The organism is Nostoc edaphicum CCNP1411, assembly GCF_014023275.1.
Classification (GTDB): Bacteria; Cyanobacteriota; Cyanobacteriia; order Cyanobacteriales; family Nostocaceae; genus Nostoc; species Nostoc edaphicum_A.
On sequence record NZ_CP054698.1, the window covers coordinates 5,321,869 to 5,340,277 of the forward strand.

Consider the following 18,409-nt stretch of genomic DNA (forward strand, 5'->3'; position numbering starts at 1 on the left):
GCTTGTTTACTGTTGATTTTCAACGGTCAGCGGTCAAGAATTCTGATGATTGATCGTGTTTTCTGAATGTGTTTGAACTTAGCAACTGGTGACAGAATGTCGTAGAGAGATTGAAAGTAGATTTACCAATTTGGGATGCTTTTGATAGCAACTTGTACATTAATTTCCGAAATGGATATTTTTTCGTCAGAAATTTTCACAAATAGAGAAATACAAATTGGCTTACTAGGGCTGGTAGCCGGACTTTTTATTTTCATAGTTGGTCGTTTCATGCTTTCATTGACAAATTTACTCTGGAAACGTTTGGGTTTTCTCCAAATTACTGATATTTACCAAAAGTTAATCAAGCCAAATGAAGACTTATTAATTGTGGTAGCTGTAATTGGAATTTTTGAGGTTGTTACATCCTTTTTACCTAGAAATCAGTGGACGAACTCATTAGAAATTATTGTGAGTTTAACTCTGGCGATCGCAGTCAGTTGGTTAGCCTCTAAATTATTTCAAAAGTTCTTTGATTTCTATTTATTAAATGCTGCTTTTAAAACTGGACAAAAAATCAGCAGTGAGCTACTCATTCTCTTCAAATGGGTTGCGAATCTCATCATTGTCTTTTTAGCGATTCTTACCTATGCTCAAACACATCAAATTAATCTTTTAGGCTTGTTAGCTAGTTTAGGAATCGGTGGTTTAGCAGTAGCCTTTGCTGCTCAAAAAACTCTAGAACAAGTTTTGGGTGGCATTGTTCTTTATCTTGATCGCCCTTTCGTGATTGATGATTATATTGGTCTTCCCGATGGGACTTTTGGACGAGTTGAATCTATAGGATTAAGATCCACCCGAATTAGAACATCCGGTAAGGGAACTGTGATGATCGTTCCCAACAGTTCGTTGACTCAAGTAAATATTGAAAATTTTACTGGTGCAAAGAAAGTCATGTCTATTCTGTATTTGACCTTCTATCGAATGCTCAGTAGTGAAGATCGAGCCTTAATTCGCCAAGTTATTCTAGACAGTACAAATGGTATTTTTGGGATTGATTCGCGAAATACAGAAGTGACTTTTAAGAGCATCAATAATTCCATAGATCCAGACAAAACTCAAGCACAAGTTACTTTCTTTATCTTAGGCTCTGGAGATGTCTCGATGGAATTACGTCGTCAATTGTTAAATATGGCAACTGAAAGCATGACGCAGTGTTTAAAAGAATATGGTATTGCTTTTGATATAGAAGAACCAACAATTTACGTTGATTCGCCCATTACAATTTAGAGATAATGACGAATATTTCACGGATTATTCTAGAATTTCTTCAACGTGATAGCACAATATCAGCCCTATCTAGACTTGGAGTCTTTCTAGTTTTTATTTTGCTGTCTTTACTGATAGGACGATATACTCCTACATTCTTACGAATTATTATTCGACGTTTTGCACCGCAGCAAGTAGCCAGTATTTATAACAATTTAATTGACCCAATTAGAAACTTATTTAGAATCACAGGTAGTTTAATTCTCATTTCATTATCCTTGGCGTGGATTGTAGAATATGAATCTATCTACAGATTTATTTCTCCCATTGTTGATTTAGCTGTTATTGTCAGTATTGCTTGGCTATGTTCTCGTTTATTCCGACAGTTTATTCGAGTATATGGAATTGAAATATTACGTAAATTTGGTCGAGAAGTAGATGAATTACTTTTAGTATTTGAAACTTTTGCAAATGTAATTATCGGATTTATTGCTGTTCTGGCATTTGCCCAAAGTCAACAATTTAATTTAGTTGGATTATTAACTGGATTAGGAATTGGTGGATTAGCTGTAGCTTTTGCGGCTCAAAAAACCCTAGAGCAGTTGTTGGGAACAATTGTGTTGTATTTAGATCGCCCCTTTGTCCCTGGAGAATATATTCGTTTACAGAAATCTCAACAAATTCCTGAAGGTTTATTTGGGCGAGTTGAGTCAATTGGCATCCGTTCAACCAAAATTCGTGCTGCTGCTAAAAGTACGTTGTTTATTATTCCCAATTCAATATTGGCAAACTTAGAAATTGAAAATATTACACGAGGCAAGAAAGTTATGGTGCTGCTCTACCTCGATTTTTTAGACTTGCTGCAAGACCCAGAACAAGCTCTGGTTCAACAGGTAATTGTCGAAAGTACTAATTCGCTATTTGGTATCGATCCAGGCAGTACCAGTATTACTTTTTTAACCCACAACAATGCAGAAAAACAGATAACTAGAACAAGAGTGACATTTTTTATTTTGGGTTCCAGTGAGAACTCTTTGCAATTACGCAAACGCTTGTTGGAATTAGCAAATGAAAAAATTTCTAAAGAGCTAGTTACTAATGGAATTAAATTTACGCTGCAAGAGCCAACAATTTATGTAGAATCGCCTGTGACAATTTGAGTATCAATCTTGGCATTTTTTATTGGTTTTGATAGGCTAGATTGATGAAAGTAACTCACTAAGTACTTCTATAGGAATCCTATTTGATTTGGGAAAAGGCAGACCAATAGTAGGTTTACGGAATTCAGGCTATAGTATCAGTAAACTTACCAGGAATCAAGCCAGAGTCCTAGATTATGTACTAATGAATTCTGACTAATAACTCAATTAATTAATAATAAAATGAGGAGTGACTGGTGAGGCATCAAGAAAACCAAAAAAATATAAGTTTAAAAATTAAAGAATCTAGAAGATTATTTATTTTAAGTTGTGAAATTGTAATTTTAAATTTATTGAGTATTTTGCCAGTAACGGCAGCAATCGAAGAACCCGTATTAAGCGTAGTGTATGGCCAAGAAAATGCAAATCAATGGACAGGGATCAGCGATCGCTTAGAGGCAATAGGGGTGAAATATTGTGTAATTCCTCTAAATGATGTCAAGAGTATGGCAGATTGGGGCGATCGCCGGGTATTGTTTTTGCCAAACGTCGAAACATTAACACCAACCCAAGCGATCGCTCTAGAAGAATGGATGAGTAAGGGAGGACGCCTGATTGCCAGTGGCCCCGTAGGTAGTTTGTCATCGCCAGGAGTGCGCCAGTTATTGCGATCGCTCTTGGGAGGTTATTGGGGATTCAGCCTCAGTGAAACAGAGCAGATTAAACCCACAAAAACCAAGATCCCAGAATGGGCAAATCAAACTGAACTCTTTGGCAAAGTGCGCGGCGGTGTTGTGATTCCTAACGATATGGGCACTCAATCTCCCGCTGTTTGGAATTCCAAAGATAATCCGGCCGCAGTCGTGACAACTGAGCGTTCCACCTTTTTGGGCTGGCGTTGGGGAACAGATACAGCCTCAGCCGCCGAGTTAGATAATGCCTGGTTAAAAGCTGCTGTCAATCACTATCTGACAGCGCCAGCACCATCAAATCGCATGAAAAAAATAGCAGGAGGTTCCCAAAATTGCTCTACAACGGTAGCGACTGCACCGAAAGCACAGGGGAGCAGTTCATCTTCCTCATCTCCCCCATCCCCTCCTCCTAAAACTGCCACCGCTCCCATCCCTAGAGCGATTCCAATGGTCAAACCCCCAACTTCCCAGGAGGCTATTGACCAATTGGAAGAAGCGGTGCGTTTAGATGTGGTACCAAACTCCAATGAGCCGATTGACAACAACCAAGCGATCGCTCTCCAGCAAGAGCTAGAAAATCTCATTGGTCGAGTGGAAAGTGCCCATTTAGCAGTGTTAGCCGATGCGGCCAATGTTGGCGAAACGATATCTGAGGAAAAGCAGTCTTCAAGTGTCAAAGAGCAGCCGTTACAATTAGCCTCAACCCAACTGCGATCGCTAGGCACGAGTAAAGAGCAAGCCTTGGCACAAGCAAGGCTAATTGCCAAAAGCTTACCCCAATTGATTGCTCAAAAAAACTACGCTCTAGCTCGTCAGCAGTGGCTAGTCGCTAAAACGAGCTTGTGGCAGCAGTTTCCTGTTGATCGGAAACTAGCTCAACCAGAAATTCGCGCAGTTTGGTTAGATCGGGGCACAATTGTTCGTGCTGGTAGCAAGGCGGGACTGGCACAGATTTTTGATCGCCTCGCCCAAGCTGGGATTAATACCGTCTTCTTTGAAACTGTTAACGCTGGCTATACTATTTATCCGAGCCAAGTTGCAAAAGAGCAAAACCCATTAATTCGTGGGTGGGACCCATTGGAAGAAGCGGTGAAATTAGCCCATGAGCGAGACATGGAATTACACGCTTGGGTTTGGACTTTTGCTGCTGGGAACCAACGTCACAATGAAATTCTCAACATTAATCCTAATTATCCAGGGCCAGTACTGGCGGCTCATCCCGATTGGGCAAACTACGATAACCTTGGCAACATGATTCCCGTTGGTCAGAGCAAGCCATTTTTCGATCCAGCCAACCCCGAAGTGCGGCAATACTTGCTCAAACTGTATGAGGAAATTGTCACTAAATATAAAGTGGATGGTCTACAGCTAGACTACATTCGCTATCCTTTCCAAGACCCATCAGCAGGTCGAATCTATGGCTATGGCAAAGCTGCAAGAGCGCAATTTCAGCAACTTACTGGTGTAGATCCAGTGAATATTTCCCCTAGCCAAGCAGACTTGTGGCAAAAGTGGACGAAATTTCGCACCGAGCAAGTTGATAGTTTTGTCGCCCAAGCATCACAACAGTTACGGCAAAAGCAACCGAATTTGATTTTGTCGGTTGCAGTATTTCCTTTGCAGGAAGCAGAACGGATTCAGAAAATTCAACAAAACTGGGAAACTTGGGCAAGGCGTGGGGATGTAGATTTAATTGTTCCCATGACTTATGCTCTAGACACTTCTCGCTTCCAACGACTGGCCCAACCCTGGATTGCATCTAAACAATTGGGAGCTACCTTGTTAGTGCCGGGAATTCGCTTACTTTCTTTGCCAACAATCGGGGCATTCGATCAACTCCAATTGGTAAGGGATTTGCCAGTTAGTGGTTATGCACTTTTTGCCGCAGAGAATTTTAACAACGATCTACAAAAAGTTTTTAGCAGCACCCAAGGTAGGGTTCAATCCACAAAAAGTGAACCGATTCCTCACCGTCAACCTTTTCAAACTGCTGCCATCCGTTACAGTGCGCTGCAACGAGAATGGAAATTTATTTTCCAAAATGACCAACTACAAAGACCTGCTCAGAAAATATCAGATTTTAACAACCAAGCAGAAGTTTTACGCAGTGCTTTAAATCAGCTTGCCGCTTCCCCTTCTCCTAGTAAGTTATTAGTAGCTAGAGCCTCTCTAACTCGGTTCCAGTCTCAATTTCGGGTATTGATGAGCCAAGAACTTAAGTCGAATTCCTATCAAGTCAAAGCTTGGGAAAATCGGCTTGTAACGATAGAAAGGCTATTACGTTACGGCGAACGGCGGGTGCAGTTGCGTCCTTAGTGAAGAGACAGGGGGCAGGGGAGTGGATGAGGGAGATGGGGGGAGACAAGGGAGACAAGGGAGACAAGGGAGAGGGGGAATGTATCGAACAAGTCTCTTCCTTGTCTCCCCTTCTTACTTGTCTCTTCTCTATGCCCAATGCCCAATGCCCCATTCCCAATTTTTAATTTTCAATTTTCAACTAGCTGGATATAAGCTAGTTTGTAATTCTTAACACACTTTTTGTAGTGTTTTTATCCCAAATATTACTACTTATTTAGCGTCAAAATATTGGAAAATACTTAGATAACCAGCTTTAGATAACTATTGTTTGATAATAGCTATCGTAAAATCTATGCAAGCTTTACCTCAGCTTATCGGGCTACAAAGGTTAGAGTCAATAATTGACTGTTCGTTGCCAACAGATAACCAAGGTCAGATTCTTGGTAATATTACCCCTGAAAGTATCTCTCAAGGATTAGCACAAAAAATAGAGAAAACTAGAGACAAACCTAGTATTGGTTCCTTTGAGGTAGAATATCAGATTATCGTTGAGAGACAATTACTCAAGTACAAATGGTTACTAGCACGCGCTATAGTACGTAAAGATACGACAGGCAAACTTGCTCGCCTAATTGGAGTTTCTAAGGAGGATTTGGACTTTTACTGTAAGTGTGACATTAGGGTGATGCAGACGAATGCACCCAAATATCACATAATCATGACTGAGATATTGAATGATGTGTTGATTATCAGTAAGTCAGAAGCGGGAAAATTAGAGTATAGACCAACATTCTTCAACTTGGTCAAATACAGCCGACAAATACTAGAAAAAGTACAGATGAATCTGGGCTATCGGCGTTTGATTTATTTCACCAGTCAATATAAATCTGTAACCTGCTGCATGGATGAAAAACTGCTGGAACGCATTTTGACTAACCTGCTCTCAAATGCGATTAAATATTCCTCAGATGATAGCATTGTCAAGTTTAGTCTCTTTTGTCAGCATGGGCAAGCAGTATTTGAAATTCAATATTGGGGAATTGGTATTTCAGAAGACATAACATATCTGTTTGAATCCTTTGATCACGCCAGTAATATACTAAGTACTGAATTAGGAATAGCAGTTGTAAAAAACGTGTACAGATATCTACAAAAGCTAATTTTTGTAATAAGTAAACTGGAATTTGGTAGAAAGTTTACTGTAATTTTTCTTTAAAAAATAAAATATAAATTGAGGTAAATATGCCCAAAATTTTAATAATAGAAGATGAGGAAGCAGTCCGTGAAAATATTTTAGATTTATTAGAAGCTGAGGATTTTGAAACGATTGCTGCGGCTAATGGCAGAATCGGTGTAAATTTGGCTATCTCTGAAGTTCCCGATTTAATTCTCTGTGATATGATGATGCCAGAAATTGACGGTTATGGCGTGTTAACAGCGTTACGTCAAGATCCATCAACGGCAACAATTCCCTTCATATTTCTAACTGCCAAATCAGCCAAATCTGACTTCCGTCAAGGCATGGATATGGGTGCTGATGACTATATAACTAAGCCATTCACTCGAGCTGAGTTATTAAGTGCCATCATGAACAGGCTGGAAAAGCACGCTACCTTAAAAAGGTATTTATCTCCTCAGACTGTAATTAACAACTTGTCTCCAAAGATGCAGTTGTTAGAAATTAGCTTACATCGGGCTATCAAGCAACATAAATTTCAAGAGTTTGAAATTTATTATCAACCAATAGTTGATATTGCTTCTGGGAAGATAGTAGCTGCTGAAAGTTTATTGCGCTGGCAAAGTCCGGAGTTGGGGATGATTTACCCAACAGAGTTTGTTCCGTTAGCAGAGTCTACAGGTTTAATTGTTCCTATTGGTAAATGGGTATTAAAAAGGGTCTGTCAACAAATTAAAAGCTGGCGCGATATTGGAATAACCTCCTTGATTGTTGCTGTAAATCTGTCAGTGATTGAATTTAATCAACCAGATTTTATTCATAACATCGTCAATTTGATAGCTGTCAATGAGTTGGAAGCACATTACTTAGAAGTAGAACTCACCGAAAGTATGATTATGCAAGATGTAAATAGTGCGATCGCTACTATGAGCAAATTGCAATCTTTGGGTGTGAAAATTGCGATCGATGATTTTGGAACTGGCTACTCTTCTTTAATTTATCTAAAAAATTTACCAATTAACACCTTAAAAATTGATCGTTACTTTATTCATAATGTTGCTCATGATCCACAGAAGTCAGCCATTACCAAAGCATTAATTCAAATGGCTCACAATCTCAATTTAGATGTAGTTGCTGAAGGTGTAGAGACGGAAGCAGAACTGGCTTTTTTACGCCAACACAACTGTAACTCTATGCAAGGTTTTCTATTTAGTCGTCCCTTACCAGCAGCAGAGTTTGAAAATTTTTTGTTAACTAACAAATGCTTATATGTTTAAATGTTGGGCATGGGGAATGGAAAAGAGACAAAACGGCAGACAAGGAAGAAGGGGAGACAAAGAATAGAAGAGACTTATTTAATAATTCCTTCTTGTCCCCCATCTCCCCAATCCACAATCCACAATCCCTTAACTAATTAAGAAAAATCAAACTTTAGACTGGCGACAATTATTAAGTCTCAAGTCTAAAGTAAGAAAATTGTGTATAGTTTCTACCGCCATGAAAGTCCCTGCGCGTTTCTTGCTGCCAGTTTTTTTACTGACCTCGACAGCAGCCTGTAATCAGACTCGCGCTTCCTTAGATAATCCCACACCACAAACATCTGTACCTTCTACCCAACAGACACAAAATCCTACACAGCCAAAAAATATTGTCCGTACTGAAGCACTTTCACCTACACCCATCCGAATCAATCTGAAGAATTTACCAGCACCCTTTGCAACAGAAAGTGCCTCTAAGCGGCCAGAGGTTGTGCCGATTCCGCAAAACCCGGTGCTGCGAGTACCACCAGGATTTACAGTAAACGTCTTTGCTGAAGGTTTAGATGCCCCACGCTGGCTAGCTTTAACCCCCAGTGGTGATGTACTCGTGACTGAAACCGGGCAAAATCGGATTCGTCTGTTACGTGACAGCAACGGCGACGGTGTAGCAGACGTTCGAGAAACCTTTGCTAGTGGGGAAAACGGACTCAATAGACCCTTTGGTATGGCTTTTGTAGATAATTCGTTTTTTCTGGGGAACACAGATGCTGTGGTGCGTTTTCCCTATAGCCAAGACCAAAACCAGATTACAGGTAAAGGGGAAAAAATCGCCGACTTACCTGCTCAAGGTTATAACAACCATTGGACGCGCAATGTCGTTGTCTCACCCGATCGCAATAAATTATATGTTTCAGTCGGTTCAGGAACCAATGTAGATGAAGAACCCCTACCACGGGCTTCGATACAGGTGATGAATTTGGATGGTTCCCAGCAGCAAACTTTTGCTTCCGGCTTGCGTAACCCTGTTGGTTTAGACTTTCATCCTGTAACAAAGGAACTTTATACCACTGTTAACGAACGGGATGGAATCGGTGATGAATTGGTTCCAGACTATCTCACACGCGTTAAACAGGGGGCATTTTACGGCTGGCCCTATGCTTATCTAACGCCAAACAACCTCGATCCGCGGCAAAAAACGGATGACAAAAGTAAACGCCCCGATTTAGTAGCCCGTACCCAAACGCCAGATGTGCTGTTCCAGGCGCACTCAGCAGCATTGGGTTTGCAGTTTTATGATGGTAAAACCTTTCCAGAAAAATACCGTAACGGTGCAATTGCTGCTTTTCGTGGTTCTTGGAATCGCGATCGCGGCACTGGTTATAAAATTGTATTTGTTCCCTTCGATGCTAAAGGGCGATCGCTTGGCTACTACGAAGACTTTCTCACAGGATTTTTGCTAAATCCTTCTGTACCAACCACTTGGGGACGGCCTGTAGGTTTACTTGTGTTGCCAGATGGTAGTCTACTACTAACAGAAGAAGCTAATAATCGAATTTATCGGATTCAGTATACGGGTGGTTAAGCAATTCACGCATTCAAACATTTAGAAATTTACGGATAGGATCTGTTGCCTAAAGTAAAGTTAGAGCAGTTGTCATCAATAGAGACGTTGTGACTACATCTGCCTACTCAGGTTTATCTCGTTTACGGTAAATTACTGATAAATACTAATACTTATCTGGTTGAGAAACTAATTATGACTCCCAATGAAAATAATACTCAGTCAAATATCAACGAATTGTCTCCACATTCAGGTACACGATATTGGGGTGAGGTAGAGGTAATCGAGGAGGGAGAAACCTATAGAATTAGTCGTGTTGAAATCAAGCCCAGGCACGGGATTAAACCACAAATTCATTATCATCGCAATGAACATTGGGTTGTAGTTTCCGGTGTCGCGAAAGTGACTTGTGGCGATGCAGAAATATTACTGAATCGAAACGAATCAACTTATGTCCCCGCAGCTACCCTACATAAGGTAGAAAATCCTGGACATATCCCGCTAATTATTCTAGAAATTCAAAATGGTGAATATTTAGGTGAGGATGATACTGAGCGCCCTTATGACTTAAATTTGGTCAAACCTGTAGCTGAAGGACAGTAAGGGCGGGGATGAGGGAGTAGAGGAGCAGGGGATGAGGAAGAAGCAGGGGAGAAGAGTTTCCCCAATGCCCAATTCCCAATGCCCAATTCCCCATACCCAATCAAAACCATCCTTCTTGTTCCAGGGTTTCAATCAACTGTAAGCCACGGGGATCGCCCACTCCTAACAGTGAGGCTTTGGCGTCTTCCCGGACTCCCAAATCTTGATCTTCGGCAAAGGCTTGAATTAGGGCATCGATCGCTGTGGCATAAACTACATTAGAAGGCAATTCGCGGCACAGTTGACCAATTGCCCAAGCACTGTTACTCCGCACCGCTGCTACAGGATCTTGAACTAAGGCTTCAATTAAAGGCGGCATTGCCCCTATAACTGCCTCGTAACCGACTTCTGCCATCTGTGCTAAGGCGCTAGCAGCCCACAAACGCACTGCGGAAATGTCGGTTCTGAGGGCGTTTGCTAAAGGTGCTAAAGAACGGCGATCGCGACAGTTTCCTAAAGCCCAAACTACACCTTTACGCACATAGCCATTCCAATCACTGTTTAGTTGAGCAATTAACGGACTCACTGCTTCTAAACTGGGATTGCGTCCAATGCCATAAGCTGCACTTACCCGCACTAAGGGACAGGTATCAGTTAACAGGCGAATCAGATGAGGGGTAGCACGGGCATCTTCTATATCACAAAAAGCACGTGCCGCTAACATTCTTTGCTGGGGCTGGGGATTTTCCAGCAAGGCTAGCATCACTTCTGGATCGGGCTTTGCCACAACTGATTCGGCAGTTAGCGGCTCTATTTTATCTAAGGGGCTTTCTAGCTCCTCCTCAATATCGAGTAGGCTTAGATCGTCTTCGTCATACATAATTTGATTTCAATCCCGAAAAGGGATTAACACATAATCCCCCGCGCTAATAAGTTAAAGCTTTATATATATTAGTTGGGTTCTTATACATTTTCCTTTCTTTCTCGTTGAGTTTTATCCAAACGAGAACCTCCATAACTCATACGCTACAGTATGTTATCGCTATTTTTGAGTTTATTTTTCTGCACTCAGGAATTTTACCATCCAGATGGATTGGGTTTGATAACCTAACTGATTGTAAAGATTCAATGCGGGTTTGTTTGATTGAAACACTTGCAGTCCAATCTGGCGATCGCCTCTTTGAATAGCCCAATTTTCCACATATTGCATCAAGGCTGTACCAATACCCCGTCGCCGATGTTCTGGTACAACGTAGAGGATAAAGATGTGAGCATGACGGTTCCCATGTACTTGATCTATGGCATTGCCTACCCAGAGGCAGGCTATGGGGGAATTGGGCGTTGGGAATTGGGCATTGGGAATGGGGCATGGGGCATTGCTTATTCTTCTTGTCTCCCTCATCTCCCCCTGCTCCCCCTCCTCTTCTACCCACCACAAGGGCGTATCGCTGGAGAAGTATTGCTTAACTGTTTGCTCTAGGTGGGAAAAATCGTCGTTGGGAAAGAGATCCTGGTAAGTTCGCTGCATGAATTTAAGTAGCAGCGATCGCTCCAAAAGTGAGCCACGGCGAATAATATATCCAGGTAGTAGTTGCTCAGACACTTCTAACGTTTATAGACTTAGCTAGCTAAGTTATGTGCTGCTGGTGGTAAATCAGTGGGAGTAGGTTGAGAAGTTACCTCTACCTCTTCAATTGGTGCGGGTGCTGCCATATCAGACGGTAAAAATATCCGGGCGCTGACTGCCACTAGGGCAAAAACAAATACCAGTACTACAAGCAGTGGAGCGATGTATTGACGAAAAATAGCCATATTTTAATTGCAAGAAGCTAGGAACTTTCATGAGAACCTAGCTAAAGATTTGTGAAGTATTCTTGATTTATTTTAGCAATTTTCTGTGCATGGAAATTGGGAATTGGGAATTGGGAATGGGGCATTGGGCATTGGGCAATACTTCTCTCCCCCTGCTTCCCCTGCTTCCCCTGCTTCCCTACTCCCTCTGGCGATCGCGCTCTAAGTCATCAAGCACCCTTTCGCAATACCAATTTTCCGGCATCCCAGGATAAGTTTCCTTTGCCTGTTCAATTAACCGTTCGGCTGCGGCAGTATCACCAGATAATTTAGCGATTAGCCTATTTTTGAGATAGCTATCAGATAAACCCTCCTCTACCTGGGTTGGTATCCCTTGATTGATGGTTGATGGAGTTGATGGCCGGGACTGATCTCTTCGCAATTGCCAAAATAAAACGTAATAAAGTGTACCAAAAATTAAAATTAGGCTGAGTGTTCCGAAAAAAGTTAGGAGGTTAAATGCTAGAAATCCCAGAACTAACTGCGAGAGAACATAGCCAAGTAATAAACCAGTGAGTAAGAGGATGAATGTGCCGACAGCAATAACTACTTGATTCCCCATATATCCTCTTCTTTGTCCTCAAGTCCTGGTCTGGATACTGCCACTGGCTGAGGGTTCCAGGGGGCAAATACTGGTAATAAGAGTAGTCCTGGTACAGCGGCGGCGATGGTAATTAAGAAAAATATAGGCCAACCCGTACTTTGGGCGATCGCGCCTCCAGGGGCCGCCAGAATATCGCGACTAACAGCCATTAAGCTGGATAACAAAGCATATTGGGTTGCGGAAAACCGCTGGTTACAAAGACTCATCAAAAAGGCAACAAAGGCTGCTGTCCCCAATCCACCACAAAATTGTTCTACGTTGATGGCAAGTACCATAGCTTGGTAGTTTTGACCGATGTATGCTAGGAAAAAGTAAGCTAAATTACTTACTGCTTGTAGAATACCAAAAACCCAAAGCGATCTATTGATGCCAATAGCACTCAAAATAGAACCACCTGCTAAAGCGCCAACAATTGTAGCAATTAACCCCATCCCCACTTGAATTGCCCCAATATCGGTTTTGGTAAAACCAGTTTGCAGCAAAAAAGGCGTGGTCATATTGCTCAACAAAGCATCACCTAGCTTGTATAGGGTAATGAATGCCAGCATTAGAATAGCTTTAATAATCCCTTGGCGCTGAAAAAATTCCTGAAAGGGCAAGATGACAGCATCGGCCAGAGATCCTGGAGGGCTAATTTCCTTGGGTTCTGGTGCAAACAAGGTGGCAAGAATACCAATTATCATCGTCCCTGCCATAAACAAGTAAACCGATGACCAAGGCAGTTGGTCAGCAAGTATTAAGGCTAAAGCACCCGCGACTAATAGAGCAATTCGATAGCCTAAGATAAAAACTGCTGCACCAGCCCCCATTTCTAGTTTTTCCAAAACGTCGGTACGGTAGGCATCAACAGCAATATCTTGAGTTGCACTGATAAAGGCAATGACTATGGCATTGATTGCTAGTAACTGTAATGCTTGTTTGGGTTGTTGAAAAGCCATGAATGCGATCGCTACAATCAAAGCAATCTGCGTCAAAATTAACCAACCCCGCCGTCGTCCCAAGACTGGTAAGGCGAACCTGTCCAGCAGTGGCGACCACAAAAACTTTAACGAATAAGGCAAACTCGCTAGGCTAAACCAACCAATAGCGGCTAAATCTACCTTTTCTACGGTCATCCAAGCTTTTAAGGTATTACCGATTAACAATAATGGTAAACCCGATGAAAAACCTAAAAATAATAAAGCCGCCATTTTGCGACTACCGAAAACTCCCAGCAGCGATTTAATTTTCCTCATATTTTCAACTTTTTGCCTCTTTTGAGGAAATATCAATAAAATCCAACGAGGAAATGCAGAAGTATATCATGTAAGTAGTACCTATAAGGGTTTGAATTATCGGAGTGGCAGCAATTCCTATTAATCCCGATCAGGGATTGAAACTTGCGACAGCTGCTGTGTGATTTTCCGCAAACATGACAAACTACCAAGATTTACTTGGGTTAAATACAAATTCAGGATAACCTTATAGCGTCAGCGTTTTATTAACTTTCCTGAATTGGATAAACCTGATGCCCTCTGATTTCTACTCTGTATGCGGCGAGGCATTTTTCCCAACCTTCACGCGTACCAATGTCGCTTTTTTGGTTAAGCAGCCCTAATTCCTGTTCTTGTTGGGTGAGTTTAGCAAATTCTTCGTAACCAGAGTAGTTGCTGGTAACAAATGTTTCCTTCCGGTGCAAAATTGGCGGGTTTGCCCTATTTTCATAATCTCGGTGAGTTACAAAGAGGGTTTTTAAATCAATACCGATGCTGGCTTTTAACGCCGGGTGGGGATCAGTGTCGAATTCAGGATAAGACAGATAGGATATTTGCGGCTTATCAGTGTGATATTTAATTAATGTGGCTTCATCTACACGCCCAATGGTCCGACTAGCGCAACCTTCACAAATTCGTAGTACGGGATCAAGTGCTGCTAGTGCCGAAACATGGACATAAAGCGCACCGCGTGTATGTTTACCAATTTTGCTTTTTTCGCAAGCAGTTTGAATCACCCCAGGTTTACCTAAACTGAAAAGCTTTTGGTCGGCTACTTGACAAGCTTCCTCATAGCTACTAAAAAAGGCTTTGATATCGTGACGCATTTCTGGGGCTAGCTTTTGCCATGCCGGACGTTTATCAAAGTGAGTCAGGGCGAGATAAACTTGGATATCCAGAGAGCGACGATAAGCGATCGCATCCCATTCAGCCTCATCAGTAGCTTGCAAAACTACACCAAAGGCGCGGCGAAAGTTACCAAATTCGCTCAGTAATTCCTGTTCATTTTCCAATTCGCCTTTCACAGGTAATCTACCGCGTTTGGTAAAAAAAGCCATGAGTGGTTGCAGCTGTTCTTGATAGTCTTCAAACCGCTTGATGGGGATACGGACTCGCGGTGTAGAAGTCGCAGAAAAGAAGCGGATGGCTTTGTAGCTTTCTTTTTCAGCCTCATCTCGAAAAACAAAGTAAACACCTAGTGCGATCGGTACTGCATCGACATTTAAGACTTCATCAATATAAGTTTTGAGTTCTTGTTGTTCGTAATATTTCTGAAAAGTATTGCGGCGCGTCACAATGCCATCATTGTAAGCAAGTTGGGTTTTGCTGGGTGCGTTAATCAGGATTTGAGCCGCAACAATTAAAACTTTCCCGGTGAGTTCCCAAGCTTTGATCAGGCTTTGACGGCGTTCTTCTGAGTCTTCAATAACATTGAGGACATAGCCCAGGTTAACCACATCGGCGGGGATGCGTGGTACATCGGGATAGTAGTAAGGGTCCCAACCTGCACTGGTGTAGCCTAAGTTTTTTACTCGCTGGACATCACCACCGTAGCCGCAACCGTAGTCAAAAAAAGTGGTGTCTTGATTGAGGATTGACCCTTCTATAGCCAATCGTACAGGGCGAGATATATCAATGCGAGCGATCGCAGCTCGATGACGCTCAATTTCTAGCGCTTCAGGCATAATATTAATTGTCAGTTAACGGTGAACAGTTAACAGTCAACTAATATCCTTTCAATTTTTAACCGCTAGTTCAATTAAATCTTCAATTTTCTTGATATTTGGATCGCCTGCTAAGTAGCCAATACCGCGATGTAAATGTAAGCGGAATTGGGTGGCGAGGGTTTCTTTGTCGGTGGGATAACCGTCATTATGACAGCGTTGTTTGAGGGCGAGGAGGAGAATATCGGACATTTCACCACCAAAGACGCGCCAACTCATTTCGACGTTGCTATCTTGGGGAATTGGGACGGGGGAGGGTGTGGTTGCTTCTGCGAGGGAACGGCAAAACGCCCAACGGCATAGGATATTCCATTGGTCGATTTTTGTACTGCGTTTAAGTTTGGTAAGTTGGTCTTTGGCTGTTTGGGAGAGTTTTATTCTTTCGATTGGGGATTCCATAATCTTTGTCAATAACGAGTTTTACTAAAAATTGAAGTAGTTTTCGCTCATATAGCAATCCTATTTGATTTGTGAAAATCGTTAAGCTCAGATCCCCGACTTCTTGGAGAAGTCGGGGATCTTGTTGTTCACGAATGATTTAGGATTGCTATAAACTCAAATTAATTAAACAGATTTGTCCTCTCTTGATGCTCACAGTTTTTCCAAACCATCCATTTCTGTAATACTAAATTCATTATTAATGGTGGTAATTTCTGTTTGTATATCTAAATCAATAGCCATTGCAACTAGTTGTTCCTTCATATATTTGACATCAGTGAATTCATTTACTATTTGCTTTCTTTCTTGCACTTGTTTTGCGATCCGTTCTAATTCTTCTAATGACAGAACACGTAGGTCTTTCGCTATTTTTAATACATGGGCCGAGTTCATAATTGCTTCTCTACTTTTCAAAGACCGTGATATATATTGTAAATATCTTTTTTAGACGATATCTACTACCAAAAATATTGATTTTCTACCACTGTTGTTTGGCGGGTGGAGGAGTCGTATTTGAGGAGATATTCGCGTGCGATCGCTTCATTTTCTCGCAGTGTTTCTACTTCTTTCTTTCCAATCTCAGTATCCGTAGATAACAAAATTACTTGGTGGCTGGCGGATGGAAAGTAACGTTCAACTAAGTTGTTGCGGTGTGAGGAGTCTAGTCTACCTAGTGGCGTATCGATGGCTACTGGTAGGCGGTGTCCAGAGACTTTGGCTAAACCCCAGAGAAATGCGATCGCAAGTAATTGTTTTTCACCTGCTGATAAACGATGTTTAGGCACACGTTTACCATTTAAATCGTAAAGCAAAAGGCTGAAAGTCTTAGTATCAATAGTGATGCGATGTACTAAGTCTGATTTATGGAGAAGATAAAGGAAGCAATTTTTAACTTCCTCTTCTAATTTATTGAGTTTTCGCAGAGTTAATTTTTCACGAAAAATCTTGAGTGTGTTTTGAACTTTAGCCGCAGAAGTAATAATATGTTCGCTATTTTTATGTTTAATGTTTTCTACAGTATAATCACTTAATTCTCTTTTTGACTTGGCAATAATAGTTTCTAATTCAGCTAAACGGCGGCGGATTGTTTCGTAATTTGCTTTGGCTTCAACGACTTGATTTTGTGCTGATTCTAATGCTTGACGCAGCTTTGTATAATCTTCTGGTGCTGCTGCTGTTTGCACTTGTCTTTCTAAAGTATGAATTTCTTCTTCTTTATTTTTGAGAATAGCTAATTTCTCTTTTGCAGAAAGTTTAGAATTTTGTAAGTGATATATGAGATTATCTAGCTGACTTAAAGTTTCATCATCAGCTAATAACCAAGGTGCTTCTGTCTGGAGAGTCTTTGCGTATAGACTATCTACATCTTGGATTAAAAATGATTGGATTTTTTCAACTTGTATCGGAGAAATTTCGACTTGATTGAGCCAAGTAAGTAAGCGCTGATCTCGCTCAATTAACAAATCTTTAGAAATCTGTACCTGTTGATGGCGAAATTCTTTTTCCCCCTGTGCTTGTGCCTGATTAAGCAAATTGGGAATTAATGCCAGAGGTAAAACATCAGCCGCTAATTCACACATCGACTGACGTACTTGTTCAATTTCCGCAGTTTTTGTATTTTGTTGTAGTTCTAGTTGATTGCGTTCGGCTGCAATCTTCCCACCTTCAGAAATAAATTTATCAAAGGCTTCTTGCTGTTTTTGTTCTAACTCTTCTACCTGATTTTTGAGAATTTCTACTTTCTCTTCTGTTGTTTGATAATCTTCTTGCTGTTGGGTTAACCTAGTTTCAATTTCCTCTAGATTTGCTAAATCCTTACTATTACCAACTTCTTTAAGTTTACGGTTAACTAAGATATCTAAATCAACTGCTAAACGATCTGCTAACTCTAAACCTAAAAGTCCGCGAATTGCATCTACTACAACTGGTGGTGGTGTTTCCTGTTCTGCAAGTTCTTTAACCTGTTCACCATCAAAGAGAAATAAGTTAGAAATACCTAATGGCAGGAGATTTTCAATATATTCATCCCAGATATTAACTAAAGCATCAGGCCATGTATCACTGTCACCTAAAATACCTAACGTATCTTTGCCATCTTTAGGATTTTTTGTCCAACTACGGACAACACGGTATTTTATTGGTTTATCGTTTTCAATATGTTCAAAAAGTAATTCAATCCGGGTGTCTGCAACTGGATCAATTTTATTGTTAACGCATTGATTGAGAAAATCACTATAACTTAAATTACCACGGGTAGAACATTGGGCACGAGCGCCATAGAGCGCTAGACGAATGGCATCCATAAGGGTAGTTTTTCCACCACCATTCATACCACCTAATAGGATAATTGGACGCGAGTTGTCTTCATCAGTTTTTGGGTTAAGATTGATTACCTGTTTGCCACTGTAAGGGCCAAAGTTTTGTAATACGAGTTCAAGAAATATCATTGATTTTTAAGATTAACATGAGTTCGACAGCGATCGCAGAAGCAAAAAGTTTGTAAGGAATCAGATAAAATTAATTAGATGGTTTTGTCTGACGCATTGAGAAAAAATATTGTCTATGAAATATAGATAATACCAT

Annotated in this window: 16 protein-coding genes; 7 read left to right on the forward strand and 9 right to left on the reverse strand. The window is 41.1% G+C overall.

Annotated elements, in window-relative coordinates; all coding sequences use genetic code 11:
- The first annotated feature begins 171 nt into the window (after nucleotides 1-171).
- The 7 genes from HUN01_RS25105 to HUN01_RS25135 all read left to right on the forward strand — a co-directional run bounded on the left by HUN01_RS25105 (nucleotide 172) and on the right by HUN01_RS25135 (nucleotide 9,977).
- Entirely contained in the window at nucleotides 172-1,269 is a 1,098-nt protein-coding gene (locus tag HUN01_RS25105) for a mechanosensitive ion channel family protein (RefSeq protein WP_181928459.1), read from the forward strand.
- 5 nt (nucleotides 1,270-1,274) lie between these two features.
- Nucleotides 1,275-2,408 carry a mechanosensitive ion channel family protein gene (locus HUN01_RS25110; protein ID WP_181928460.1) on the forward strand — a complete coding sequence of 378 codons (1,134 nt, stop codon included), beginning with the start codon at nucleotides 1,275-1,277 and terminating at the stop codon, nucleotides 2,406-2,408.
- A gap of 236 nt (nucleotides 2,409-2,644) precedes the next feature.
- Nucleotides 2,645-5,395, forward strand: coding sequence for a family 10 glycosylhydrolase (locus HUN01_RS25115; RefSeq protein ID WP_420832741.1), 2,751 nt, complete (start codon nucleotides 2,645-2,647; stop codon nucleotides 5,393-5,395).
- A gap of 334 nt (nucleotides 5,396-5,729) precedes the next feature.
- Entirely contained in the window at nucleotides 5,730-6,593 is an 864-nt protein-coding gene (locus HUN01_RS25120; RefSeq protein ID WP_181928461.1) for a PAS domain-containing sensor histidine kinase, read from the forward strand.
- A 26-nt stretch (nucleotides 6,594-6,619) separates the two neighbouring features.
- A complete protein-coding gene (locus HUN01_RS25125; RefSeq protein ID WP_181928462.1) occupies nucleotides 6,620-7,831 on the forward strand; it encodes an EAL domain-containing response regulator in 1,212 nt (403 codons plus the stop codon).
- Between the two features lie 220 nt (nucleotides 7,832-8,051).
- Nucleotides 8,052-9,395 (forward strand): PQQ-dependent sugar dehydrogenase, encoded by a 1,344-nt coding sequence (locus HUN01_RS25130; RefSeq protein WP_181928463.1) that lies wholly within the window; start codon nucleotides 8,052-8,054, stop codon nucleotides 9,393-9,395.
- A 174-nt stretch (nucleotides 9,396-9,569) separates the two neighbouring features.
- Nucleotides 9,570-9,977 (forward strand): phosphomannose isomerase type II C-terminal cupin domain, encoded by a 408-nt coding sequence (locus HUN01_RS25135; protein ID WP_181928464.1) that lies wholly within the window; start codon nucleotides 9,570-9,572, stop codon nucleotides 9,975-9,977.
- Nucleotides 9,978-10,077: 100 nt separating this feature from the next.
- Here the strand turns inward: HUN01_RS25135 and HUN01_RS25140 are convergent, their stop codons facing one another.
- The 9 genes from HUN01_RS25140 to dndD all read right to left on the reverse strand — a co-directional run bounded on the left by HUN01_RS25140 (nucleotide 10,078) and on the right by dndD (nucleotide 18,273).
- Nucleotides 10,078-10,836, reverse strand: a complete 759-nt coding sequence (locus tag HUN01_RS25140) for a HEAT repeat domain-containing protein (protein ID WP_181928465.1) — start codon at nucleotides 10,834-10,836, stop codon at nucleotides 10,078-10,080.
- 174 nt (nucleotides 10,837-11,010) lie between these two features.
- Complete coding sequence (locus tag HUN01_RS25145) at nucleotides 11,011-11,559, reverse strand: GNAT family N-acetyltransferase (protein WP_238845593.1); 549 nt, start codon at nucleotides 11,557-11,559, stop codon at nucleotides 11,011-11,013.
- Nucleotides 11,560-11,576: 17 nt separating this feature from the next.
- Nucleotides 11,577-11,768, reverse strand: coding sequence for a hypothetical protein (locus HUN01_RS25150; RefSeq protein ID WP_181928466.1), 192 nt, complete (start codon nucleotides 11,766-11,768; stop codon nucleotides 11,577-11,579).
- Nucleotides 11,769-11,946: 178 nt separating this feature from the next.
- Nucleotides 11,947-12,369, reverse strand: coding sequence for an ABC transporter permease (locus HUN01_RS25155; RefSeq protein WP_181928467.1), 423 nt, complete (start codon nucleotides 12,367-12,369; stop codon nucleotides 11,947-11,949).
- The gene (locus HUN01_RS25160; protein WP_181928468.1) at nucleotides 12,354-13,646 is read right to left on the reverse strand and encodes an AmpG family muropeptide MFS transporter; all 1,293 of its coding nucleotides are present in this window, start codon (nucleotides 13,644-13,646) and stop codon (nucleotides 12,354-12,356) included. Before HUN01_RS25160 ends, HUN01_RS25155 begins: the two co-directional genes overlap by 16 nt.
- Before the next feature lie 245 nt (nucleotides 13,647-13,891).
- Complete coding sequence (locus HUN01_RS25165) at nucleotides 13,892-15,349, reverse strand: DNA phosphorothioation-associated putative methyltransferase (protein ID WP_181928469.1); 1,458 nt, start codon at nucleotides 15,347-15,349, stop codon at nucleotides 13,892-13,894.
- Between the two features lie 51 nt (nucleotides 15,350-15,400).
- Nucleotides 15,401-15,787 carry a DNA sulfur modification protein DndE gene (gene dndE, locus HUN01_RS25170; RefSeq protein WP_012410821.1) on the reverse strand — a complete coding sequence of 129 codons (387 nt, stop codon included), beginning with the start codon at nucleotides 15,785-15,787 and terminating at the stop codon, nucleotides 15,401-15,403.
- A gap of 192 nt (nucleotides 15,788-15,979) precedes the next feature.
- Nucleotides 15,980-16,219 (reverse strand): hypothetical protein, encoded by a 240-nt coding sequence (locus tag HUN01_RS25175; RefSeq protein WP_181928470.1) that lies wholly within the window; start codon nucleotides 16,217-16,219, stop codon nucleotides 15,980-15,982.
- A 65-nt stretch (nucleotides 16,220-16,284) separates the two neighbouring features.
- On the reverse strand, nucleotides 16,285-18,273 hold the full coding sequence (gene dndD / locus HUN01_RS25180) for a DNA sulfur modification protein DndD (protein WP_181928471.1): 1,989 nt from the start codon (nucleotides 18,271-18,273) through the stop codon (nucleotides 16,285-16,287).
- Between the last annotated feature and the right edge of the window lie 136 nt (nucleotides 18,274-18,409).

Excerpts from the sequence above, each read along its gene's own strand:
- HUN01_RS25140 (WP_181928465.1), bottom strand. The coding sequence starts at position 10,836 with ATGTATGACGAAGACGATCTAAGCCTACTCGATATTGAGGAGGAGCTA.
- HUN01_RS25155 (WP_181928467.1), bottom strand. The coding sequence starts at position 12,369 with ATGGGGAATCAAGTAGTTATTGCTGTCGGCACATTCATCCTCTTACTC.
- HUN01_RS25160 (WP_181928468.1), bottom strand. The coding sequence starts at position 13,646 with ATGAGGAAAATTAAATCGCTGCTGGGAGTTTTCGGTAGTCGCAAAATG.
- dndE (WP_012410821.1), bottom strand. The coding sequence starts at position 15,787 with ATGGAATCCCCAATCGAAAGAATAAAACTCTCCCAAACAGCCAAAGAC.
- dndD (WP_181928471.1), bottom strand. The coding sequence starts at position 18,273 with ATGATATTTCTTGAACTCGTATTACAAAACTTTGGCCCTTACAGTGGC.
- HUN01_RS25110 (WP_181928460.1), top strand. The coding sequence starts at position 1,275 with ATGACGAATATTTCACGGATTATTCTAGAATTTCTTCAACGTGATAGC.
- HUN01_RS25165 (WP_181928469.1), bottom strand. The coding sequence starts at position 15,349 with ATGCCTGAAGCGCTAGAAATTGAGCGTCATCGAGCTGCGATCGCTCGC.
- HUN01_RS25130 (WP_181928463.1), top strand. The coding sequence starts at position 8,052 with ATGAAAGTCCCTGCGCGTTTCTTGCTGCCAGTTTTTTTACTGACCTCG.
- HUN01_RS25105 (WP_181928459.1), top strand. The coding sequence starts at position 172 with ATGGATATTTTTTCGTCAGAAATTTTCACAAATAGAGAAATACAAATT.
- HUN01_RS25135 (WP_181928464.1), top strand. The coding sequence starts at position 9,570 with ATGACTCCCAATGAAAATAATACTCAGTCAAATATCAACGAATTGTCT.
- HUN01_RS25120 (WP_181928461.1), top strand. The coding sequence starts at position 5,730 with ATGCAAGCTTTACCTCAGCTTATCGGGCTACAAAGGTTAGAGTCAATA.
- HUN01_RS25175 (WP_181928470.1), bottom strand. The coding sequence starts at position 16,219 with ATGAACTCGGCCCATGTATTAAAAATAGCGAAAGACCTACGTGTTCTG.
- HUN01_RS25125 (WP_181928462.1), top strand. The coding sequence starts at position 6,620 with ATGCCCAAAATTTTAATAATAGAAGATGAGGAAGCAGTCCGTGAAAAT.
- HUN01_RS25150 (WP_181928466.1), bottom strand. The coding sequence starts at position 11,768 with ATGGCTATTTTTCGTCAATACATCGCTCCACTGCTTGTAGTACTGGTA.